Annotated in this window: 26 protein-coding genes; 17 read left to right on the forward strand and 9 right to left on the reverse strand. The window is 35.8% G+C overall.

Features of this window, described 5'->3' with window-relative positions; all coding sequences use genetic code 11:
- Both EL260_RS18585 and EL260_RS18590 read left to right on the forward strand, forming a co-directional pair.
- Positions 1–927, forward strand: a complete 927-nt coding sequence (locus EL260_RS18585; RefSeq protein ID WP_123856934.1) for a hypothetical protein — start codon at positions 1–3, stop codon at positions 925–927.
- A complete protein-coding gene (locus EL260_RS18590) occupies positions 927–2162 on the forward strand; it encodes a hypothetical protein (protein ID WP_123856936.1) in 1236 nt (411 codons plus the stop codon). The genes EL260_RS18585 and EL260_RS18590 overlap by 1 nt, the downstream gene beginning before the upstream one ends.
- 114 nt (positions 2163–2276) lie before the next feature.
- On the opposite strand, the gene EL260_RS18595 is transcribed toward EL260_RS18590, so the two are convergent.
- Positions 2277–3536, reverse strand: a complete 1260-nt coding sequence (locus EL260_RS18595; RefSeq protein WP_123856937.1) for a hypothetical protein — start codon at positions 3534–3536, stop codon at positions 2277–2279.
- A 105-nt stretch (positions 3537–3641) separates the two neighbouring features.
- Between EL260_RS18595 and EL260_RS18600 the strand changes: the two genes are divergently transcribed.
- Positions 3642–4073, forward strand: a complete 432-nt coding sequence (locus tag EL260_RS18600; protein ID WP_123856939.1) for a hypothetical protein — start codon at positions 3642–3644, stop codon at positions 4071–4073.
- A gap of 142 nt (positions 4074–4215) precedes the next feature.
- Entirely contained in the window at positions 4216–4761 is a 546-nt protein-coding gene (locus tag EL260_RS18605) for a hypothetical protein (protein ID WP_068944066.1), read from the forward strand.
- Positions 4762–4925: 164 nt separating this feature from the next.
- Here the strand turns inward: EL260_RS18605 and EL260_RS18610 are convergent, their stop codons facing one another.
- The 4 genes from EL260_RS18610 to EL260_RS18625 all read right to left on the reverse strand — a co-directional run bounded on the left by EL260_RS18610 (position 4926) and on the right by EL260_RS18625 (position 10802).
- Positions 4926–6413 carry a serine hydrolase gene (locus tag EL260_RS18610; protein ID WP_123856941.1) on the reverse strand — a complete coding sequence of 496 codons (1488 nt, stop codon included), beginning with the start codon at positions 6411–6413 and terminating at the stop codon, positions 4926–4928.
- 87 nt (positions 6414–6500) lie between these two features.
- Positions 6501–7085, reverse strand: coding sequence for a helix-turn-helix domain-containing protein (locus EL260_RS18615; protein ID WP_123856943.1), 585 nt, complete (start codon positions 7083–7085; stop codon positions 6501–6503).
- Positions 7086–7245: 160 nt separating this feature from the next.
- Positions 7246–8985: an amidohydrolase gene (locus EL260_RS18620; protein ID WP_198418051.1), complete on the reverse strand. Its 1740-nt coding sequence runs from the start codon at positions 8983–8985 to the stop codon at positions 7246–7248.
- A gap of 263 nt (positions 8986–9248) precedes the next feature.
- Positions 9249–10802 (reverse strand): hypothetical protein, encoded by a 1554-nt coding sequence (locus tag EL260_RS18625; protein ID WP_123856945.1) that lies wholly within the window; start codon positions 10800–10802, stop codon positions 9249–9251.
- Positions 10803–11215: 413 nt separating this feature from the next.
- Here EL260_RS18625 and EL260_RS18630 point away from each other — a divergent pair, with 413 nt between their 5' ends.
- The 11 genes from EL260_RS18630 to EL260_RS18680 all read left to right on the forward strand — a co-directional run bounded on the left by EL260_RS18630 (position 11216) and on the right by EL260_RS18680 (position 16199).
- Positions 11216–11431 carry a RebB family R body protein gene (locus tag EL260_RS18630; protein ID WP_047400697.1) on the forward strand — a complete coding sequence of 72 codons (216 nt, stop codon included), beginning with the start codon at positions 11216–11218 and terminating at the stop codon, positions 11429–11431.
- Between the two features lie 17 nt (positions 11432–11448).
- Entirely contained in the window at positions 11449–11967 is a 519-nt protein-coding gene (locus EL260_RS18635) for a hypothetical protein (protein ID WP_123856947.1), read from the forward strand.
- Between the two features lie 211 nt (positions 11968–12178).
- On the forward strand, positions 12179–13003 hold the full coding sequence (locus EL260_RS18640; RefSeq protein ID WP_123856949.1) for a hypothetical protein: 825 nt from the start codon (positions 12179–12181) through the stop codon (positions 13001–13003).
- Positions 13004–13032: 29 nt separating this feature from the next.
- Positions 13033–13413 carry a hypothetical protein gene (locus EL260_RS18645; RefSeq protein WP_123856952.1) on the forward strand — a complete coding sequence of 127 codons (381 nt, stop codon included), beginning with the start codon at positions 13033–13035 and terminating at the stop codon, positions 13411–13413.
- Positions 13414–13436: 23 nt separating this feature from the next.
- Complete coding sequence (locus tag EL260_RS18650; protein ID WP_123856953.1) at positions 13437–13664, forward strand: RebB family R body protein; 228 nt, start codon at positions 13437–13439, stop codon at positions 13662–13664.
- A gap of 487 nt (positions 13665–14151) precedes the next feature.
- Positions 14152–14412, forward strand: a complete 261-nt coding sequence (locus EL260_RS18655) for a RebB family R body protein (RefSeq protein ID WP_123856955.1) — start codon at positions 14152–14154, stop codon at positions 14410–14412.
- A gap of 72 nt (positions 14413–14484) precedes the next feature.
- Complete coding sequence (locus tag EL260_RS18660) at positions 14485–14742, forward strand: RebB family R body protein (RefSeq protein ID WP_164466551.1); 258 nt, start codon at positions 14485–14487, stop codon at positions 14740–14742.
- An 85-nt stretch (positions 14743–14827) separates the two neighbouring features.
- Positions 14828–15106: a RebB family R body protein gene (locus EL260_RS18665; RefSeq protein WP_123856959.1), complete on the forward strand. Its 279-nt coding sequence runs from the start codon at positions 14828–14830 to the stop codon at positions 15104–15106.
- An 86-nt stretch (positions 15107–15192) separates the two neighbouring features.
- Entirely contained in the window at positions 15193–15471 is a 279-nt protein-coding gene (locus EL260_RS18670; RefSeq protein WP_123856959.1) for a RebB family R body protein, read from the forward strand.
- An 85-nt stretch (positions 15472–15556) separates the two neighbouring features.
- Positions 15557–15835: a RebB family R body protein gene (locus EL260_RS18675; protein ID WP_123856961.1), complete on the forward strand. Its 279-nt coding sequence runs from the start codon at positions 15557–15559 to the stop codon at positions 15833–15835.
- 85 nt (positions 15836–15920) lie between these two features.
- Positions 15921–16199 (forward strand): RebB family R body protein, encoded by a 279-nt coding sequence (locus tag EL260_RS18680; protein ID WP_123856963.1) that lies wholly within the window; start codon positions 15921–15923, stop codon positions 16197–16199.
- 66 nt (positions 16200–16265) lie between these two features.
- Here EL260_RS18680 and EL260_RS18685 read toward each other — a convergent pair whose 3' ends face one another.
- The 4 genes from EL260_RS18685 to EL260_RS18700 form a co-directional block, all read right to left on the reverse strand.
- The gene (locus tag EL260_RS18685; protein ID WP_123856965.1) at positions 16266–16943 is read right to left on the reverse strand and encodes a response regulator transcription factor; all 678 of its coding nucleotides are present in this window, start codon (positions 16941–16943) and stop codon (positions 16266–16268) included.
- 8 nt (positions 16944–16951) lie between these two features.
- On the reverse strand, positions 16952–17521 hold the full coding sequence (locus EL260_RS18690) for a sensor histidine kinase (protein ID WP_164466552.1): 570 nt from the start codon (positions 17519–17521) through the stop codon (positions 16952–16954).
- Positions 17522–17670: 149 nt separating this feature from the next.
- Positions 17671–18243, reverse strand: a complete 573-nt coding sequence (locus EL260_RS18695) for a hypothetical protein (protein WP_123856968.1) — start codon at positions 18241–18243, stop codon at positions 17671–17673.
- A gap of 58 nt (positions 18244–18301) precedes the next feature.
- Positions 18302–19012, reverse strand: a complete 711-nt coding sequence (locus EL260_RS18700) for a hypothetical protein (RefSeq protein ID WP_123856970.1) — start codon at positions 19010–19012, stop codon at positions 18302–18304.
- Positions 19013–19215: 203 nt separating this feature from the next.
- On the opposite strand from EL260_RS18700, the gene EL260_RS18705 reads away from it, so the two are divergent.
- Positions 19216–19851: a LysE family translocator gene (locus EL260_RS18705; protein ID WP_123856972.1), complete on the forward strand. Its 636-nt coding sequence runs from the start codon at positions 19216–19218 to the stop codon at positions 19849–19851.
- A gap of 249 nt (positions 19852–20100) precedes the next feature.
- Positions 20101–21642 carry a T9SS type A sorting domain-containing protein gene (locus EL260_RS18710; RefSeq protein ID WP_123856974.1) on the forward strand — a complete coding sequence of 514 codons (1542 nt, stop codon included), beginning with the start codon at positions 20101–20103 and terminating at the stop codon, positions 21640–21642.
- The last annotated feature ends 38 nt before the right edge of the window (positions 21643–21680 follow it).

Genomic DNA, 21680 nt, shown 5'->3' on the forward strand with positions numbered 1-21680 from the left:
ATGGAAACTCAAGATCATTTAAAACCTCTTTCTTTTGAGACAGAGGAAGCATTGAAACCGTTATCATTTGATTTTCAAAATGATACTAAAACAGACTTTGTTCCGATTGCCAAAACCATTTCTAATGACATCAGGAATAAAGACAGTAATTTTGTCTTTTTCTTCGGAACAGCAGAGTCCGGAAAATCTGTGATTCTCTCCTCAATGCTTTACTATCTAAGATCGTATGCTGGCGTTCTGAGACCCAAACTGGGAACTCCCAACTCTAAAGAAGCTAATGTTTTGCTTTCAGATTTTTTTGAAAATATCAGGCAAGGTGTGCTTCCCAACAGAACAACGAGAGATCAGGTGACCCGTCTGGATCTTGTTTTTGAACCAAATAACCGATCTAAAAGAGTGGTTCCTATGGATCTTACGTTTCTGGAAACTTCCGGGGAAAATCACAACGATATCCGAAGAGGCGGAAGCTATCACAGCAGTATAGAAACCTTTCTGAATGCCAATATCCCGCTTACTTTTATCATTGTAACCAGTTATGAAACTGCGTATAAAGATGATTCTTTAATCAATGAATTTCTGGATGAGCTGGAAAGAAAAGGTAAGAATTTAAAATCGGTGAATGCTATTCTGGTTATTTCCAAGTGGGACAAATCGGGAAGAATGGATGTGGAAAGTGCCGAAGCTCTTGATGCTTTTATTTCTGAACATCTTCCCATGACCTCACAGCGTATTGATACGTATGGATTAAGCAAAAGCTACTACACCATCGGAAGTATTCAGAATACCACCGGAAGTGAAAAAATTGACCTGTTGAATCTTTCTACGGCTGAAGTACTTGCAAAATGGCTCTACAGAAGTATTGTAGGTTATGATCTTGATTATGAAGGAACATTCTGGGAACGTATCAAATTTAGCTTTACAAATTAATGGATAGTACTTATTTTTTTTCGGCATTCGGGACTTTTGGTAACCCGAATGGCTTCAGGCAATCCTTTTTTTTGGGTGGAAATCAGAATATTGCTAAGGAAATCAGAACATTTGATCTTAAAACCGATGCCATCAAATTATTTCCTCAAAGCAATATCTACTCAATACGAAAAGATTATTCTGCAGGATGCAACCTCATCTCCTACTCTGTTTACACGTTCGCAAAAGAACAAAATTCAGACAGAGGCGGAACATTTATAGGTTCAAGCTTACTTTTTGTAAATAAAATTGCTTCGGAAGGACTTATCATCAGTACATTAAATGACTTCCAGCATATTCTTGAAAAAAATAATTTGTCAGAAGGCATTATTATAGTTAATCATTCCGATCAGTTTTCCATCCAAAAACCAAAAGATTTTGATAAAATAGGATTTAATGTCCGGGAAGTGGATGAGCTGGACTTTACCCAATCCGGTGGTAACTATCTCGTCGTTTACTGCGAGACGAATGCCGCTCAATTGCAGACCTTTTTTAAAAAATCTATTGAGCTTTTGAATGTTTTTGACACTATTTACTTTACTCAAAGTCATGAAATTGGAGAATTTGTAAAACAAAAAGGAATCTTTAAAATTGTAGATGCTGATGGTTTTAAAAAGGAACTGGATAACCTTGAAGAAGAAAGACGCAGAATTCTTCAAAACGCGATCATTGATCTTAAAAAGGAAAAAGAAGATTTAAAAGAGGTGAAAACAAAACTGCTTCAAGACCTCAACATACAGATCTCACAAAATGAAAAACGACATCAGGATAATGAAACCAAAATAAAGGAATCTAAAAAGGGAATTGAAATCATCAGTAAAGAATACGACCAATATTCAGAAAAAATTGAAGAAGTGATCCGTCATCTTACTGCCGATGGAAAGATAGAATCTGCTAAAAAAAGACATCAGGAAAATAAACGTGCATTTACCAATACTGTAGATCAGAACAGAAATGTAGAGTCACTTTCTCCTCTATCCTCTTCCTCGAATGGAAGAATACAGCCACAAAAAGACAATCAACCTTATCCTCAAGGACTGTCCGGATTTCACAGTTCCGGCAGAAATCAGGAAAAAGTATTCAGGTTAGATGGTTTCAAAGTGGCTACTTTGGTTTTATCTCTCGTGTTGACCGGAGCTTTAATCTTATGCTTCCTATGGATGCCGAAAGAGTATTTAAAGATATTCTCTCAATAAGCAAATATTTCAGGAGGCTTTAAAGTTTAAAAAAACCGCGCGCCATTTTCTTTCGAAAATGGCGCGCGGTTGGATTATGCAATTATAAATCAACAGTCAAGAAATATATTCCTATTACCTTCTTTTCTGAACACTTACAGATACTACTTTCCCACTGCTATCGTATGTAATGACTTTTCCTTCACAATTGCTATTGAGCGTTGAAATGGATTTGTTTTGAATTTTTCCATCAGCAATAAGGGTAAAAATTTGTTTCCCATCAATAATCTCAGCTTTATTTTCAGAAAGTATTTTCCCTTCTTTCCTTTGAATAGTCAATTTTGAATACATTTTTCTTGTATCAGAATCATATTGATAAGTATTGGTAATAGGTGATTCTCCATTGTAAATACTTTTTTCTTTTAAAACTCTTCCAAGACCATCATAGGTATAATGAATTTCTTTTGTGATTTTGTTCTTTTTATCGAAATCATATTTTACATCCACCTGCCCTTTTGCATTGAGGTGGAACTCTTCTCTGGAACCATAGCTGGAATGAATAACAAACTGATCCGGCAGATATTTGAAATTAAGTTTCATCTCTCTTTTCCCGTTTTCAGAAGTTACAATAGAATCTAATAATCCTACTGTATTAAGGTAATATTTCTGTACACTTTTCATTCCTTCCCGTGAATACATATACTCAAGCATTTTCCCGTTTCTATAGGTAAGATCAGCAGTATAGCTTATCTTTTCCTGCTTTTCATCCCAATAGATGATATTTCTAAACTTCCCGTTACAATTTCCTCCATCTTCAAAGTTTAATAAAGGATAATAAACGGTATTGTTGTGACTAATAATCCGATCTGCATATTTTTGATCAGGTGTAAAAGGAACAGCTTCCATAGAATTCCAGTTGTCTGATGCTTCTTTTCTGGCTGTTTGATCTTCCCTTTCAGATTTCTGCTTCATTTTCAAATCTTCAGACAGATATGTTGTAACCAAGCGCTCATAGTTTTTGGGATTATACTCGATCAAGGGTTCGTTTTTTCCATCAAATAAAATCATAGCTGTTCGTTTCGGAAAGTTTTGAGTATCAACAAACCAAGTTGTCGTTCCATTGGAGAACTTAAAAGTTTTTGCATTGGTTCTGGCTACCATAAGTCTGTCTGTAGCACCTCCTAATTGCCTGTAAAGCCTGTCCGCAATTTCCTTATGATCAATGATACGATCTTCCGGCGCTGTAATTTTTTCATTTTCCACAAAGAATACAGCTTTAGAAGGTTTTGAAATCCCAAAATTGGCTTTATCATCCGGAGTAGCAAGCCTGAACATCTTAGGAGAACAGGAATATACTAGTAAAAACAGCATGATAAAAGGAAATATTTTCATCATTATTAATCTTATTTTTAAAAATACAAAAAATAGAGTGAATGGAATCCATCCAATAATGTGTAGTTTTAAGAAGTGAGAAAAGTGCAACCCAGGACGAAAAAACAAATGAGACACAAAATAGTATTCTTTATCACCTTAATTTCAGGAATGTTTCTGCCTTCGGCACAGACTTTAACTCCTTCTGAGATCTGGCATCAGCTTATACCCAAGAAGTTTAATACAGACAGTCTTCTAACCCAAAAAGGATTTAAGATAAAATATTCCGGACCAAAGAAACTCGGTGGTAATCTTTCCTGTTATTTTAATAAAAAATATAATGAATGGATATTTATTCATGATAACGAACAGGAACAAACAACCAGCTTTTCTTATCTTCTGCCTACGTTAAAAAAGTACAAGAACAATCAGGTTGAAAAAAAACTCTTGGTACAAGGTGAAAAGGTGGCTCCAATGGGAAAAACCTATCACGAAAACAAATTATATTATCATCTTATTTATACTTTTGAGAACTATAAAGCTTCTTCTTTAAAGGAGTAAATAAACAGAATATTATGCGGATGAAAGTAGCAACTGTCATTATCTTCTTACCAATAATCCGGCTTATATAACCTCTGGCTCCCCACATCCATCTTCTTTCTCATTAAACTGAAAGGCTTATCTTCGTAAAAAATTTGACAATATGAAAAAAATGATATTTCTGGCTTCAGCTGTTCTGGTATTAAATTCATGCGTGGTAAGAACTGCGACTAAAGTAGTATCTGGAGCGGTAAATATTGGTTATAAGGCGGTAAAAGGGACTGTGAATGGCATTAGCTGGGCAGTAAGCAAGGCAAAGGGTAAAATAGATGAAGACCGTTTAGATGGAACCTGGAAAGTAGTAGGCGTATACAAAGGCTCTTTCGAAGATTTCACCAAAGATCAGAATCCGGAAAGTACATTTTCTTCTGAATGTGCAGGGGGCTTTGACCAAATGATTTTCAAAGCTAAAAAATCTAAGTTCAAACCAGTGCATTGCAGTACGGATAAAGAAGATTGGGTAAAATACTCATTGGAGTTCGGAAAAAACCCTATCACCAAGGAAAAGGAAAACTATATTGAATACAATTCCAATAATTATATTTCAGTCATTGACGTTAACAGTAAAACAATGGTTTTGGAAGGTAACCTGATGCCTAAGCTGGCATTTTCCGGTGCCAAATTATATCTTTTAGAAAAGGTAAAATAAAAATCACAGAGCCTGTCTTCATAGTGAATGACAGGCTTTTTTATATTTCATTTTTATTTCCCACAGATTTCACGGATTACACAGATGATTGAAAACAGCAGAATGTATTAAGATGCAAAGAGCTATATCTGAAGCCTTATGATTTTAAGAATAGGTTTAAGAAACTACTTATTTTCTATGTCAACAATCTTCTTTCCTTCATTTCCCAGATAATGAAGAACCAGCTTTTCATAGACTTTATAACCATCATCAATATTGGTAAAAATAATAATGCCTCTACCGGAATCCGGAAGTATGATCGCAATACATCTTGTCCCCTGATCGGCTCCGCCATGAGATAATCCATATTCACCATTACCTAGGTCATAGATTTCAAAACCTAACCCGAAGTACTTGTTTTCCTTAGTTTTTACCTGTTTTTTTATCATTTCCTTAAATACTTCCGGCTTCAGATTTTTCCCTTTCATTACACTGACCATAAAATTTCCATAATCCCCGATTGTAGTATGCAAATCATCCGCTGCATTGGCAGTTTTATTTTTTTCTGTTGGATATGGTTTTCCGTCTGTATTATATCCGATTGCAAACCTTGATTCATCGGTATTCTGATCCCAGATATAGTTGGTATCATTCATTTGCAGCGGTTGGAAAATCAATTCCATGGCAAGCTGATCCAACGTTTTTTTGAATTTCTTTTCCAGAGCTTTTCTCAAATATTCAAATCCTTCTCCTGAATAGTGGTATTGTGTTCCCGGTTCAAATTGAAAGTTGAGTTTTTTGTCAGGATTCATCCATCTCCAATTGGGAAACCCGGTCTGATGGGAAAGAATGAGCCTTGTTGTAATTTTCTTATGTCTTGGATCGCCAGCAATATCCGGATCTGTCCAGTAAGTATCTAAAGGTTCATCCAGCTTCCATTTTCCTAAACTGATCAAACGCAGTGTTACCATTGCTGTAACAGGTTTGGTAAGAGAGGCTACGTTAAAAAGGGCATTATCGGGAGCTGAAAGTCCTTTTGAAATATCTCCGAAAACTTTTACCTCTTGTAGTTTTCCGCCATTGATGATACCTAATCCAAGCACAGGAATATGGTTTTCTTTAAGCCAGTTTTCCATTGACCGATCATTATCAAACATCGCCTCATTATCTGTAGTTTGCTTTGGATGATGATTAAAACTTAAGGAATTTTTCAGCTTCCACTCATTATTTTCCAGTATCCACAAATGGGTAAAACTGGCCTCTCCTACTAGTTTTTCGGCATGATTTTCTACTTTTTCATAAAACAGGTGGTCTCCATTCTGAATGGCTGCATATATCTTTCCGTCTTTATACATAGGATAGACCTGAGTGCTTTTCTCAATGAGGACTCTCTTTAATTGATATGTTTCCGGAGATTTGCATAAGCCATTTTTAAAATCGGTTATAAATTTATTTTTTTCTGCAAAGCCTCCTTTATCGTGATAAAATTCAAATTTCTCGCTCAGAAAACTTTCCATCTTCGGAATATCGCAGGTATTATAGGCGACTGAAAAAAACAGACTGTCTTTAGACATAATGGTTCGGTAGAGCGAATCTGTTTTGGGTAATTGCGCCTGAATAGAATTAAAAAGAAAGGTAAAAAAAAGAAGTGCCAGTGAAGCTGTCTTTGTCATGATTAAATTTTTGACAAAGATTATATTTTCATCTGTTTGACAACGAAAAATGAACCCGACAAAAACCCGACAAAGCCCTGACAACTTTTATATCATACTGAAATTCAATCTAAAATACAGTTTTCTATTCCGATCAATCTCAGCAGCATTACGAAGGATAATAAAGATATTGGAGAGTACAATGGCAATCATAAGAACCAAGGTAAACTGTCTTCCGAGCTTTAAAAAGATCCCCACCATAAAAGCAATAGGCGCCATCACCGTCCATATCATCTGAACAGAAATAATCTGACGGGCCAGGTTGTTTCTCTGCTTCATCGTAAACATCAGAAGAATAGGGACAAGAATATTGAAAGGGGGCAATACTGTAAAAAGCAATGAGGAAAGATTGATGATTTTAATGAGAGAATAATTGACATCAGATTGATCTTTTTCATTCACCTCCGGAATACTTTCTTCGGTTACCTCATCATTGATCTCAGGAATTACAATAGTATCTTGTAATAAATTTTCCTCTATTTCCAGTGCCTGAGCCAGTGCTCTTAGCGTATGTCCTTTCGGTTCTGTACCTGCTTCAATCCGTTGAATTGTTCTGACAGAAATTTTTGACTTTTCTGAAAGTTCTTCCTGAGTCAGATTTTTCTGTTCTCTTACAGTTTTTAGTTTAGACATAGATAGATTACAAAGGATGTGTTTTCAATTAATTTTCAATGGCTAATTTACAGTTTTTTCAGCGTTCTTCGCATTTAGATTTCTCAGCGATATAAAATCAAACAGCACTCTGAAAATTTCAGAATGCTGTTTCTCCGGAATATCTTGTATTTGAAATCTATTATTTTTTATATACCTGCACACCGTCTTTATAAGTTTCCATAACACGGATGTCTTTAATAGCAAAAGGATCTACTTTAACAGGATTTTTATCCAGGATAACAAGATCTGCTCTTTTATCCTTCTCCAGCGTTCCTTTTTCTTTTTCTTCTCCCCACTGCCATGCAGCATTGATTGTGATTGCTTTAAGGGCTTCATAAGGACTGATCCGAAACTCTGGCCCCAGTATATATCCGGAACGTGTTTTTCTGTTTACTGCAGCATATACCGCAGTAATCAAATCGGGAGGAGTGACCGGCGAATCATGATGAATGGTAAATGGGATTTCCTGATCTAACCCTTCTTTCAAAGGGCTTATTCTCCTTGCTCTTTCTTCTCCAAGCACATTGGAGCGGTGCCAGTCTCCCCACAGGTAAACATGTGTAGGAAACCAGCTTGGCATTATTCCGATCTGTTTATAACGGGGAACTTGGTCTTTACGGCATACCTGACTATGGATAAGAACACAGCGCATATCTTTTGTAAGCAGTTTTTCTTTTTTAAGACGTTCTAATAAGTTAAGACCTTCATCTATCGCTGCGTCTCCATTACAGTGAATATGGACCTGCATTCCCTGCTGAAAGATCGCTTTTAGTCCTTTATAAGCTGCTTCTGTTGAATAGATTGGCTGTCCCCGGAATCCTTGCTTTTCTCCTTCCGGCGGCACCAGATAAGGCTTTGTAAGCCAAGCTGATTTACCTTGTGGAGAGCCATCAAAAGTCATTTTTATACCTCCTATCTTAATATGCCCATTGTACTTTTTATAGAATTGTTTCCAATGTGTCAGTTTATCGGCATTCAAGTCATAATCCGGCATAATGATATAATCACCTTTCAACAATCCTTTCTTGTCTGCATCCATAATATTATCAATATTATCCGGCGCAGCACGTCCTTCACATATGGTAGTCTGTCCACCGGCAAACCAGGCTTTTTCTGCGGCAAGTAAAGATTTATACTTATCGCTTTCTGCAGGTTTTGGAAGCTGTGTTATTACATATTGTAAGCTATTGATATTGGCATTCTCCTGCATTTTTCCTGTAAGCTGCTTGGTGGCCGGATCTTTGCCAATGATTCCTCCGACAGGATTCGGAGTATCATATGTAATATTCATATTTTTCAGCAGTAAAGAATTAGCAACTCCCATATGCCCTGAAGTATGTTCTATATATATTGGATTAACAGACGAGACTTCATCCAACTCCTGAGCTGTCGGGTGACGATGTTCTTCCATTATGGCATCATCGTAACCATTTCCAACAATCATAGTTCCGGCAGGAATTTTATTTTCGGCTATATAATCTTTGAGAACCTTCTGTAGCTGTGGAATTGACATTACCTTTCCGTAAGGCTCAGGCTGCAGATCAATCATTTGTAAAGCAAATCCATATTGCGAAATATGACCGTGGGCATCTATAAAACCTGGCATCAGCGTACGGCCTGCAAGATCGGTTACCTGTGTTTTATTTCCTTTAAGGGCCATAGCCTTATCTTTTTCTCCTGCAAAGACAATTTTTCCGTCTTTTACGACGAGAGCTTCTACATAGGCAGCTTCTTTACCTGCCATTGTGAGGATATCACCGTTGTAAAAGATCTGATCTGCATCATTCTTTGTATTGCATCCAGTGAGCATAAATGAGGATACTGATGCTAAGACAAAAAAGAGCCATAATTTCATGATTGAATGAGGGGTTTTCAACATAATGTATTGGTTTTAAAGTTTAATTAGATCATTTATTATAATTCTAAATATAGTGATTTTTAATCGTTATTCCCTTAAAATCCGGAACAGATTATATCTGCCCGGATTTCGGTGTATAGTCATATAAAGTTAGGTACCTGATTATCGTGCTGCAAAACAGAGAATAAAATCCCCATAGGAAAACTGTGGAAATACGAATTTTAATCTGTTAGTATTGTCTTTGATTTTAAAAATATCAGGAAGGCTGAGTTGCTAATTTTCATTTAAGGTCTTTCTTTTATTCTACCTTCTCTCGGCTCAGAATATTTTTTTATTTCCCATTTTATTTTATTTTCTTTCCTTGATGGTCCCTCCCAACCTACATGTATATATCGATTAAAAAGATTATCCAAGTCTGCATCATCAAATCCTTGGTATTTATCACGTATTTCATCAGGTTTTTTACCCCTACCTTCTTTACCAGGAGTAAAATCTGGACGGTCTATTTTTTCTTTTTTTATTCCTTTATATACTTCTCTGTCTATCTCTTCTTTTATTATTCTTTTTAGTGTTTCTTCTTCTGTTTCTTCTTTTCTTATTTTGTTTCTTTTATTTTTTATTTTGTCTTTTCTAACTAATTCATTTTTCTCTTCTTCATCCATTTCTTCTATTCTCTCAGTAACTTCTTTTACTATCTTAGCCTTTTTATCCTGAAGATATTTACCTGTTCTTGTTGGGAGTACATTCAATAGGATTCGTTGATATCCAATATCTTTTGTAACTTTAATAATTCCTTTCTCCTTGAGGATTTTCCCACGATTGTCGTTCCATTTAGCCATTCTTTCACCGCCTATACTGCCATATTCTTCCATATATAAGACTGTATAGCCCAGCATTGCCATCACTTCGAGGTTTCCACTTCTGAACCCGAGATGTTTTACCTCGTCAAAATTTTTTTCAAAATACTCATACAGTTTAAATTGTCCCATCCGAGTATTCCCATCCCATTTGGGCAGTTCATTTGAAGCTTCATCATTCCAGAATTCGGTGATATTAAAAATTTTGGCAGTTCCAACCTCAGCATTGATCTCCTCCGCAATTTCGTCAAACTGATGACCTCTTTTCTTCGAATCGTCTTTTTTTCTCCAACCTTTATCTCTTCTTTCCTTCTGATACCCCTTATCTCCTGTGATCATGATAGCATCATACATATCCACTGCTCTATTGACAATCTGCTTGATTCCAAAATAACTGGTATCATGCTCTATATGAATATCTCCATTCTTACCACTGAACCGTGACCATAATATCAATAAACGATCTCCCCTGCTAGGTATGCCCTTTTCTATCAACCATTTTTTTATAGCATCATTTTCTCTTTCATTACTATTAACCTTCCATGCATCTCTTAGCTTTTCCTGCATTTCAGCTGTGAAATTTTCGGCAACATAATCCGTCCCATAGCCAAGAGGCACTTCTTTTTTTGGAATTTCTTCTTGTTCTCGAAGCTTACAAATTGCTTCTTTTAATTCTTGATTATTGCTTCTTAATTTACTTACTTCCACCACATGTATTCTCTTCTTAGCAATTCCCGATTCTTCATAAAACTTTTTGATAGAATCTGCTTTGTCTGTGGGGTCTTTGCAGTTCTCATTACCTTTTGTAATGATTACATGAAGCTCATCATCATCCACTAAAGCAGCGGCAATCGCAAACATATCTCCTGTTGCATATCCGGGTTGTATGAGTGCTTTAGATTTAAGCTTAGGATTAAGGATTGGTTGGGCTTTATTAGGGTTATTTTTTTTGTTTTTCCCTTGTTTTTTTGTTGGATCCATACTGTTGATTATTAAATAGGTTATCGCACAAATTTCAAGGTAAAGCTCATGACAGAATAGAGGGGATCTCCCCATTTTTAGAAATTCAGGGTTTACTCTTAGTAACTGATCGAATTAGTATATATAGCTATTAACTAATGGATTACCCATCCTATTAAGATCACTATATATTATTAAAACATTTCATTTTTAATCATAAAATTCACCCATAGGAGAATTCCCTTATTTTTAAAAAATCCGTTTTTTCCCTTAATGAAGATTTATTTTTATTCATGAAATTTGTATCAGACAAAAGAGATCAACAATCTCATTCTGAATACTCAGCCGAAAAAACACAATGGTTGAATTGAAAGAAAAACCTTTGTAAAAGGATTGTGAAAATTAAAATAATAATAACCATTTAAACCCAAAATATGGCAGACACCGTAAACAACCAGACTACAGACGCTGTAACGCAGACCAATGTTACCGTGCTTGGTGAATCTCCCGCACAGGCCATGAGTATGCTTTATCAGATGGCTACCCATGCCAGTGGAATTTCCATTCAGAATTCGGTAACCAATCAGCAAAACTTGAATCAGCTCAACCCAGCCATTGTTGCTGATGCCATTAAAATTTTAAAAGGATAACCTAAAACCTTACTATCATGAATGAACTTAACAGTGAAAGCCCACAATCTCAGGTAGTGGAAGCCACTACTCCGGCGGAAAAAGCTGTAGTATTTGTGAACAGTGAGGTGCTGGCACCTCCTAAGGCTTCCCCAATGACCGGAGTAACAAAAGTAATGATTGAACAGTCTACAGGAATGATGGTTCAGGATTTACAGTCTTTTTTAAAAGGCTTTGAACAGGTAGGTCTTATTGCATTGAGCAGACTTGCTAATAATTTATTGACCTACGGAACTACTTTCGGGCCAGCTCCGGGCAGTAAAGAGGCATCTACTCCACCAACAGAAATGTTGCAGAGCCAAGATGCAGGAAAAGGAAACGAAATGATGAGAGACTTATTTAAAATGGTAAGTGATTATGCAGAAGTAAAAGCTAAAGTTTCCAATACTATTTATAATGTCAACACGCTTCCTGTCTCTAATGAACCCCATTCCTCTCCTACTTCGTTTACAGAAGTCCCTAACGAAGCTGAAGAGAACGAAAAAAAAAACGGGTAGCCCATCCGATTCAGGAAGAAACCTCATCAGAGAAAGAAAATATGAGAAAAAGCTTTATCACGGCTGCACATGAGGGAAAATTAGTATTGAAGTCAGTAAAACTGACACAGCCACTCGTAAAACCAGTAATTACTTCAGGAGAACCTGAGGCGCAAACAGAGAAAAAAACAATAATAACCCAACTCATTAACAAATTCAAAAATAATAAGCCATGAATTATTCCTCAGTAACCAAACCCGCTAAAATTTTAAACCTAGAGAGTTTAAGTGATTTAAATGAACGCCTTTATTTGATCAGAGCGCATGATAGCTCTTATCTGGATACCAAAAGTACGGATCACAAAAAAGCTGAAAATAATGCAGACCGTTTTGTATTTAATCTCCAGACATCAGACATCAACATTCAGCCAACCATCAGATTGGTGAACTGTAAAAGTATTAGAAAGTATACCAACTATCAGTGTTTTGTAGTAGAACCCAAAGAAAAAGCTACAGGAATAGCGGTTGTGATGATCAAACTGGATGATCCCAAATCTTTTTACTGTAATGTAAGAATTCTTCCCCTCACAGCATTGAGCGATATTGCGGCTCCGGAATCCGATTCCAAGCTGCTTACCATCAATCTTGAAAAAGCAAAATGGATCCTCAAAACAGATATTACCATCACTCCTTCTGATACAGGAGAAGCTTTATATTCCGTACATGATGTGGATGTATCAGCGGTTTCAGATTTAATAACCAATGAACAGACTGTAGAATTGAAAAGGGAACTGGAATTTCAGGTTTCCAGGCTGATTGCTCACTATTTCCAACAAATTCTAAGAATCATAGCCAACGAAGGCACTGAAAGTCATTCTAAAAACACCTTCTTTCAAAGTGACTATATTCTGAAACTGCCCCAAGATCAATTAAAAGAAATGCTTTCAGCGAATGCTATTTCGGCGTGTATTGCCCTGGAAGCAGTTGGATATATTGTTGTTCAGGATCTCAATCGGGACTGGAGAGCGGCGGCAGCATTCATTAATTATTTACTGTAATTCTATTATAACGGTAAAAAACGATACCCATGAACAGAAAAACACCCAAGAAAGTTCCTGTAGCCCAACGGCCTGCAGCAGTGACTGAGCCTGAAATGGTTCAGGAAGAGATTATGCCTTTTGTTTTGAGGCATGAAGATGAAATCGTAAACTACATCAAGGAAAAAGCAATCAAAGAAACAATGAAGTCACTGGCTCCTTTATTGGAAAAGCTGGAAGAAGCTGTTAAACAGCAAGAAGCAGCTCCGGTTCCGGTAACAGCTACTCCTTCTGAACTTCCTTCTATGAATTATGAAGAACAGTTGAAAAAACTTCAGGAAGCCTCAACAGCAAAGCTAAGGCAGAAAGAGATCAAAATTGTTGACAGGATGAATAAACTGAATGCAAGATTTGGTAATATCCGCCCATAAATCATCAAACACCTATATTTATTATGAACGAAATCAATACCATAATCACTGGAATGTCCACTGCTGTACCTCAGGCTATTTCTGCTCAGGTAAGTGCACATTCTACAGGATTAATGCAGACCAATTCTGTATTAAATCAGCAAAGGGACTCTATGATGGGAATAGCCAATAATGTCATGGGAATGAAAAAAATGAGTTCAGGAAAGCTGAAATACAGAGAATTGGGAATTTTAAAAAAGGGAAGATTATAATCCCGATTTTTTAATATTACGGATGCGGTTTACTTTCCTGTCAAAAGAAGTTCCGGTGCTATCCATCATACAATCAGGTCAACGTCAATTTTTGCACCGTCTTCCAATGCTGTCAATATTCAAAAGCAATCATTCAGAATCCATTTTCAAGCCCAAAGGAATCCGATGTTGTCAGCAGATATACCACAGGAATTCATTTTTAAGACAGATATTAAAAATGGTAACCGCATCCTTTTTTCAACAGCTTTTTTTGCTTGTTGAGCTTTAAAGATATGCTTTAAACTCACACAGATCTTACAAATAATGGTTTCAACCATTGTAATAAGAATCACCCTTCGGATCTAATCATCAATTATCAGTCTATATCAATGCCTTTGAAATCTATTTCATCTGCAGGATCTGTCGTGAGCTTAAAAATATAATAGAAAATTAGTTTATCTCAATAATTATTAACCGAGATCCAATCTCAAAAAAAACAATTACAACTATGGCAACAGTCAATGAACAAATCACAGATGCAGTAACGCAATCTAACGTAAAGGTAATAGGAGAATCTCCTGCAATGGCTTTAAGCAATGTCTATCTATCCGCAGCACATTCTACAGGTATTATGTTTGAAAATGCGGTAACGAATCAGAATCAACAGAATATTTTAGGTCAGGCAGCAACCACTCAGGGAATTCTGCAGATCTATAGCCTGGATACAGTATCTGATGCAGTTTCTATTGCTAAGATTCTAAGACCTTAATTTTTTTAGATTAAAAACTCACCCTCTCAGCCGGAAAGTCCGGTTGTTTCTAACCCATAAACAATAATTATTATGCCAGTAAACGGACAAATCACAGACGCAGTAACACAGTCGAATGTAAAAGTAGTAGCAGAATCTCCTGCCATAGCTTTAAGTAATGTGTATCAAACCGCTGCACATTCTACAGGTATTATGTTTGAAAATGCAATTAATACCCAAAATCAACATAATATCTTGACCCAGGCAGCAACAACGCAAGGTGTCACTCAAATTTACAGCAAAGATACCATTGCCGATGCCATCTCTATTGCTAGAATCCTCAATCCTTAATTTATTTTTTGCTAAAGGCAGAATATCATTATCCGAACAACCGGAAAATCCGGCTGTTTTTAAACTCAAATAAACAATAATCATTATGGCTAACGAAAAAGCTGGAACAACAGTAAACGAACAAATCACAGATGCAGTAACGCAGTCTAACGTAAAAGTAGTGGCAGAATCTCCTGCAATGGCTTTAAGTAACGTGTATCAATCTGCTGCACATTCTACAGGAATCATGTTTGAAAATGCAGTGAATTCTCAAAATCAACAAAACATTTTGACACAGGCTGCAACTACTCAGGGAATTTCTCAGATTTATAGTCTGGACACTATTGCCGATGCAGTTTCTATTGCTAGAGTCCTTAATCCTTAATTTATTTTTTTGCTAATAGTAGAATATCATTATCCGAACGGCCGGAAAATCCGGCTGTTTTTAAACTCAAATAAACAATAATCATTATGGCTAACGAAAAAGCTGGAACAACAGTAAACGAACAAATCACAGATGCAGTAACGCAGTCTAACGTAAAAGTAGTGGCAGAATCCCCTGCAATGGCTTTAAGTAACGTGTATCAATCTGCTGCACATTCTACAGGAATCATGTTTGAAAATGCAGTGAATTCTCAAAATCAACAAAACATTTTGACACAGGCTGCAACTACTCAGGGAATTTCTCAGATTTATAGTCTGGACACTATTGCCGATGCAGTTTCTATTGCTAGAGTCCTTAATCCTTAATTCATTTTTTGCTAAAAGCAGAATTTCATTATCCGAACAGCCGGAAAATCCGGCTGTTTTTAAACTCAAATAAACAATAATCATTATGGCTAACGAAAAAGCTGGAACAACAGTAAACGAACAAATCACAGATGCAGTAACTCAGTCTAACGTAAAAGTAGTGGCAGAATCTCCTGCAATGGCTTTAAGTAACGTGTATCAATCTGCTGCACATTCTACAGGAATCATGTTTGAAAATGCAGTGAATTCTCAAAATCAACAAAATATTTTGACACAGGCTGCAACTACTCAGGGAATTTCTCAGATCTATACTCTGGATACTATCGCTGATGCAGTTTCTATTGCTAGAGTCCTTAATCCGTAATTCATTTTTTGCTAAAAGCAAAATTTCATTCTCCAAACAGCCGGAAAATCCGGCTGTTTTTAAAACCTAATAAAAAATAATCATCATGGCTAACGAAAAAACTGGAACAACAGTAAACGAACAGATCACAGACGCAGTAACGCAGACTAACGTAAAAGTGGTAGCAGAATCTCCTGCAATGGCATTAAGTAATGTCTATCAAACAGCAGCGCATTCTACAGGAATCATGTTTGAAAATGCAGTGAATTCTCAAAATCAACAAAATATTTTAACGCAGGCTGCAACCACCCAGGGAATCTCTCAGATCTACGCTCTGGATACCATCGCTGACGCGGTTTCTATGGCTAAAGTATTAAATCCTTAATTATAGTGTGTTTTTAGATTTCTTATGATCAGGGAGTGCAGTTATGTACTCCCTGATTCTTTATACTTATTTATCAAAAAGCACTATTTCGTTGGCATCAATAATACTATTTTGCACAGCGTAGATCACTAATCCGGCCATATTTTTCACTCCTGTTTTAATCATAAGATTGGTCTTATGGGTTTCTACCGTTTTTGGAGAAATAAATAATGATTCTGCTATTTCTTTTGTGCTAAGCTGCTGACAAACCAACCGTAAAACATCTACTTCCCTATCAGTGAGCTCATTTTTTGAAAAAGTATGAAACTCCGGCAGCTTATTGGAAAACTGGCTCCGCATTACATCAATCTGTTCATTGGAGAAATAATGTCCGGTGTTGTAAACGGTATTGATTACCACTAACAGCTCCTCAAGTTCGATTTCTTTGGATAAAAACGCATGAGCTCCCATTTTAAGCATCTGCCCCATAAAAGAACGTCTGTAGAAGCTGGAAAGAACTATAATCTTGGTTTCAATATCTTTTTTTGACAAGGCAGTCATCACTTCAAGACCATCCCCATTCGCCATCCTTAGATCCAGAATCAGAATATCCAACGCTGGGATACCTTCACTAAGAAATTGATTTCCGCCTGTTGATGTAAGAACAATTTGATAATTTCCATTATTTTCTATATAATTTTTTAAAAGCTGTACAAACAGCAGATCATCATCTACAATGCCTATTTTAATTTTTGAATGCTCCATATTTATTTTTATTGTATTGCCATACAGGCTATAAATTTTGTTCCTTTTTCAGGCTGTGTTTTAAGTTTATAAATAGCTTTGATTTTCTGTGCCCGTGATTTAATATTCCTCATACCAATACCTCCAGAATGCTTTCCCAAGATAAAACCTCTTCCGTTATCTTCAATGGTGAGTATTACATAATTTAGCGATACCCTCAGGGAGACATCAATTCTTGTAGCTTCAGCATGTTTCAGAATATTGGTAACGAGTTCCTGAACAATTCTGAAAAGGTTCAATTTGACAGGATTACTTATGGGTATTCCTATCGTAATAGAGCGAAAAATCACTTCTATATTTTTATTAACCTGTTCAAGATAATCTTCAATCAAATCCGTCAGATCAATCTCATTGAGATCCGGAGGTGTGAGATTGTGTGACAGCTCACGAATCAGTTGCATGGATCTTTTTAAATCTTTACTGAGTTCCTCTGGTTGTTTGTCATTAAGGTTTAGACGGATAAGATTCAATTGTGAAATAATATTATCATGAAGCTCTTCCGCCAGACGTTCCCTATCCTGTTCCTGTAGAAGCAACATATTCTCCAAGTATTCTTTTTGGGTATTACGGACCAGCTGAGAAACTTTCTTCTTATTTCTTTTTATACTTTTTAAATAGTTAATAACCAATAGCGTAATTAACAACGTTGTTAAAAAAAATAGTCCAATACCGATCCATATCCATATAACTATCTGATCCTGATTTTCCCAACGCCACATCCCAGATTAATAAAAGCAATATAAAAAGACAATAACAAAACGCCTCTAAAAAGCCATATGGGCGCTACCCAGCTTAGATGATTGCTGATTAAAAAATTAAAAGCAGTGGATATGAGACATTCTACAGAGAAAAATAAAAAAACAATAATATTAACGATGAACATCTTCTTTTCTACCCGTCCCTCTTTTATAATCTTCATAAAATAGCAGGCTGCATAGCTACAAATAATAACACTGGTTATAATATTGGAATAAAAAGTAACCAATGCATCATTTTGTACATATAACATATTCCCAATCAAGACTAATCCTGCATAACAATAGATAAGCCACCTTACTTCACGGGAAAGCTGAATATAATAATTGTTATAGATCACTGTAAGGATCATCAAACCAAAAAACTGGCTCAATGCATAATTATAGGTATTGAGGGTATTGATCTTCATCATCCGGTCAATCAAGTCCGTTAATTCCAGGATCAACTCTCCTGAAAGAAGTATGATCACAGGAAGTTTTGTTTTTACCCATTTTTTTATCAACATGATTAATCCTGCCAGTAGGACCAGATTAATAATAATTTGAAGATACAGGGACAGACTATTATACGAGAACACTACTGCTTTGCTTCAAAAGTTGATAATCATTGAGAGTATCAACGGAAAACGGCGGTCTTGGAGTAGAATAATTTTCTGCCGTTTCGCTCATATGATCAACAGCAAGGCTTTTCACGGTAATGATCTCTATGTGGTAAGGAAAATCAGGGTCTTTCTTTTCCATATCATCAGTAAGCCCAAAGAAACTTGTACAGGTTTTCTCCCCTTCAATTCCCATTTTTTCATAATCTGAAAAAGGGATTGATATCACCTGAAAAAGATCTTTATTTTTCTGGGAATGCAGCCAGGCCATTCCAAACATATTCCATCTGAAATTACGGTTAATAGCGGATTCAGCGGTAATCGTAGTAGGAAGCACTACCATATCATTACTGCTTTCAATCTTTGATTCCGGAAAATTGAGTAAAAAATCTTTAACAATAACAGTGCTAAAATCAGCATCTTTATCACTTTTAGAATTAATGAGAAAAAACTTTAGTTGCTTTTCATGAATACCTATATACGCATGAATTCTTTTGATTTCTTCTTTTTCCAGATTCCTTGCCCATAGTTCAATTTCTTTTCCTGAAATACTGAAATGAGTTCCCTGATTTAAGTAATTCCAAATTTCTACTCCATTCGTATCATTTTCACTAGTATAAGAATCGATAAGATTTTTCCAGTTTCTAAGGGCTTCAAAGATGTTTTCCGTGGTCATGGTAATAAATATTTTTTAATGATAATTATTTTATGAGTTGAAATTTACAAAAAAAATGCGCTGGTATCTGTTTTAAATCACATTTAAGTGGAAAATAAAATGTAATTGAATAAAATTTAATATTGTTTTATTTTTAATAAAATCAGATCAGAAACAGCGCGTATCTTTGCTTTGAAAAATTTCATGTAAAACCTATTTGACTTATGATTCCATTTCAAGACCTCCCATTTTTTATGGCAGCGGCACTTATACTGGCTATCAGCCCCGGGCCTAATATGATTTATTTAATCTCAAAATCCATCACTCAGGGCAAAAAATCCGGTTTTATCTCATTAACTGGGGTGATCTGCGGTTTTATTTTTCACATCATTATGGTTTCTTTTGGTCTAACGGCTGTACTGCTAGCCGTTCCTTTTGCTTATACAATCCTTAAAGCGGCAGGTACCGTTTATCTTTTATATTTAGCTTATCAGGCTATCAAACCTAAGAGTAAAAATATTTTTGAAGTGGATCATAGTATTTCTCATGACAGTCCTAAAAAGCTATTCACTGTTGGTTTCTTAACCAATGTACTCAATCCCAAAGTAGCTATTTTCTATTTATCATTTTTCCCACAATTCATCAAACCTGAATATGGTTCTGTTTTAACCCAAAGTCTGGAACTAGGAGCTGTTCAGGTACTGATAAGCTTTAGTGTCAATTTTTTAATCGTATTAACAGCCGCGAAGGCCGCCCGCTTCTTTGCTGCTCATCTTTTCTGGATTAAGATACAAAAATGGTTTATGGCGAGTGTATTGACTTATCTGGCAGTGAAAATGGCATTTTCGAAAGCGAAATGATTGAAACTCTCAGGTTCTTTTGCTTAAGCAAGCAATTTTTTAAACTGAAAAATATTAGCTTCATGAGTATTATTTATTGAAGAACATTATTTTAAAGCTAATATTTCATTATTTTTACACCCGAAAATTTTGTCTGGAAGATCTGTTTAATGCAATAAGAATTCCTTGTAATTTCCTGTATAATTCTAACTAGGTATATGTTTTATATTCTCACAGACATTCAATAAAAAATATACAATAACCATTTTAATGAAAAATTTTATTTCTTTTTTTGCCTTTTTGATATTCATTCAAGGCTATTCTCAAACAAAACAATGGACCAACGGTACTTTCACTAATCAGGGATATTATGCTTCCTGTTTTGGAAACAAAATCGACAGCAATGGAAATGTTTACATGCTGTATGATACAACTCCTGACCGTTATACCATGGAAACCATGTATCTTGAAAAGTATCTGCCCAATGGATATAGAGATCTAAACTTCGGAACAAACGGTGTATTGAACATAGCTGAAGCTATAGGACATCCTGCTACTTCTTCAGTACCTTTACAGACATTTGAAGTGACAAACAGTGGTAAAGTACTTCTGTGTGTTGGTTCCCGTGAAGGTCTTAGTCCAAGTCTTATTTCTATTTTACCCAATGGAACATTGGATCAGAGTTTTGGAGTAGGTGGTTTTAAAAAAATCTTTACTGATCCTTCAAAATATTTAAGTCATAGTGGTTTTGCCTACATGGTTAAGAATAATGAAAAATACTTTATCGCCCATTCCTATACCACTCCTCAGAATACGGCCAAATCTGTGATCGGATGCTTTGATGAATTTGGAAATCCTATAACAAGTATATTTAATCAGGGAGAATTTGATGTTGATTATGGCAGTAATTATAATACTTCAATCGCTTCAGAACTTATATTAACCGGACCTTACTTATATTACCTTGGTACAGGATATCAAGGAAATACACCCACATCTTTTCTAAAGAGAATGGATCTTATTTCAGGAACTATAGATAATACCTACCCAAACAATGCTCATATTGGCTTTGTAGGGACTAATACTCACATTCAACCCGATGGCAAGATCATCACGGCTTATTCGCGATCTGTAAGCGGATCAAGAACTGAATTAAATATTACAAGATACCTTCAAAATGGAACCATTGATAGCTCTTTTGGAACAAATGGAGTAAAAAACATCAATTACCCTTGGATTAGCGTTAATTTCAGTAGTATAACAACCCGTCCAAACGGAGACATTCTTATAGGTATTTATTATGTAAGTACTGCAAGTTCAGGAGGAAAACAGGATGCTTTTATTAATTTAAAAAATAATGGTCAGATTGACAACAATTTTGGTGGTAATATTCCAAACAATGGAGTGCCTTTGGCTGGCTTCTTTGGAATAAGTAGTGTTAATGGAGGTCCTGCAAAAGTCACTTTAAAAGATAATTATTGTATTGTCTCCTCTAAAGCTGAATATAGTGCCTTCATTACAACCTCTCGTATTAATTTTAATTCCGGAACATTGGCAACACAAGAAGAGAATCATCAACCAAACCACATTAGGTTTTATCCAAATCCGGTACATTCTAATGGGACTATTATGATGAATAATAACCTTGAAGCAAGTTTCAACCTGACAGATGCAAATGGCAAGCTTCTTTTTAAAGATCAGATCTTCCGAAATACAACCAATGTTAATTTTTCAGATTTGACTAAAGGATTGTACTTCTTAAATATCAAACAAGCAGGAAAGCAGACCTCTCATAAGGTTATCAAAAAATAATTCAGAATCTCCGGTCATCATCGGAGATTTTTTTGTAT

Origin of the sequence: Chryseobacterium nakagawai (assembly GCF_900637665.1) — a bacterium.
Classification (GTDB): Bacteria; Bacteroidota; Bacteroidia; order Flavobacteriales; family Weeksellaceae; genus Chryseobacterium; species Chryseobacterium nakagawai.

Coding starts and splice junctions, on each gene's coding strand:
- EL260_RS18585 (WP_123856934.1), top strand. CDS start 1: ATGGAAACTCAAGATCATTTAAAACCTCTTTCTTTTGAGACAGAGGAA.
- EL260_RS18590 (WP_123856936.1), top strand. CDS start 927: ATGGATAGTACTTATTTTTTTTCGGCATTCGGGACTTTTGGTAACCCG.
- EL260_RS18595 (WP_123856937.1), bottom strand. CDS start 3,536: ATGATGAAAATATTTCCTTTTATCATGCTGTTTTTACTAGTATATTCC.
- EL260_RS18600 (WP_123856939.1), top strand. CDS start 3,642: ATGAGACACAAAATAGTATTCTTTATCACCTTAATTTCAGGAATGTTT.
- EL260_RS18605 (WP_068944066.1), top strand. CDS start 4,216: ATGAAAAAAATGATATTTCTGGCTTCAGCTGTTCTGGTATTAAATTCA.
- EL260_RS18610 (WP_123856941.1), bottom strand. CDS start 6,413: ATGACAAAGACAGCTTCACTGGCACTTCTTTTTTTTACCTTTCTTTTT.
- EL260_RS18615 (WP_123856943.1), bottom strand. CDS start 7,085: ATGTCTAAACTAAAAACTGTAAGAGAACAGAAAAATCTGACTCAGGAA.
- EL260_RS18620 (WP_198418051.1), bottom strand. CDS start 8,985: ATGTTGAAAACCCCTCATTCAATCATGAAATTATGGCTCTTTTTTGTC.
- EL260_RS18625 (WP_123856945.1), bottom strand. CDS start 10,802: ATGGATCCAACAAAAAAACAAGGGAAAAACAAAAAAAATAACCCTAAT.
- EL260_RS18630 (WP_047400697.1), top strand. CDS start 11,216: ATGGCAGACACCGTAAACAACCAGACTACAGACGCTGTAACGCAGACC.
- EL260_RS18635 (WP_123856947.1), top strand. CDS start 11,449: ATGAATGAACTTAACAGTGAAAGCCCACAATCTCAGGTAGTGGAAGCC.
- EL260_RS18640 (WP_123856949.1), top strand. CDS start 12,179: ATGAATTATTCCTCAGTAACCAAACCCGCTAAAATTTTAAACCTAGAG.
- EL260_RS18645 (WP_123856952.1), top strand. CDS start 13,033: ATGAACAGAAAAACACCCAAGAAAGTTCCTGTAGCCCAACGGCCTGCA.
- EL260_RS18650 (WP_123856953.1), top strand. CDS start 13,437: ATGAACGAAATCAATACCATAATCACTGGAATGTCCACTGCTGTACCT.
- EL260_RS18655 (WP_123856955.1), top strand. CDS start 14,152: ATGGCAACAGTCAATGAACAAATCACAGATGCAGTAACGCAATCTAAC.
- EL260_RS18660 (WP_164466551.1), top strand. CDS start 14,485: ATGCCAGTAAACGGACAAATCACAGACGCAGTAACACAGTCGAATGTA.
- EL260_RS18665 (WP_123856959.1), top strand. CDS start 14,828: ATGGCTAACGAAAAAGCTGGAACAACAGTAAACGAACAAATCACAGAT.
- EL260_RS18670 (WP_123856959.1), top strand. CDS start 15,193: ATGGCTAACGAAAAAGCTGGAACAACAGTAAACGAACAAATCACAGAT.
- EL260_RS18675 (WP_123856961.1), top strand. CDS start 15,557: ATGGCTAACGAAAAAGCTGGAACAACAGTAAACGAACAAATCACAGAT.
- EL260_RS18680 (WP_123856963.1), top strand. CDS start 15,921: ATGGCTAACGAAAAAACTGGAACAACAGTAAACGAACAGATCACAGAC.
- EL260_RS18685 (WP_123856965.1), bottom strand. CDS start 16,943: ATGGAGCATTCAAAAATTAAAATAGGCATTGTAGATGATGATCTGCTG.
- EL260_RS18690 (WP_164466552.1), bottom strand. CDS start 17,521: ATGTTGCTTCTACAGGAACAGGATAGGGAACGTCTGGCGGAAGAGCTT.
- EL260_RS18695 (WP_123856968.1), bottom strand. CDS start 18,243: ATGTTGATAAAAAAATGGGTAAAAACAAAACTTCCTGTGATCATACTT.
- EL260_RS18700 (WP_123856970.1), bottom strand. CDS start 19,012: ATGACCACGGAAAACATCTTTGAAGCCCTTAGAAACTGGAAAAATCTT.
- EL260_RS18705 (WP_123856972.1), top strand. CDS start 19,216: ATGATTCCATTTCAAGACCTCCCATTTTTTATGGCAGCGGCACTTATA.
- EL260_RS18710 (WP_123856974.1), top strand. CDS start 20,101: ATGAAAAATTTTATTTCTTTTTTTGCCTTTTTGATATTCATTCAAGGC.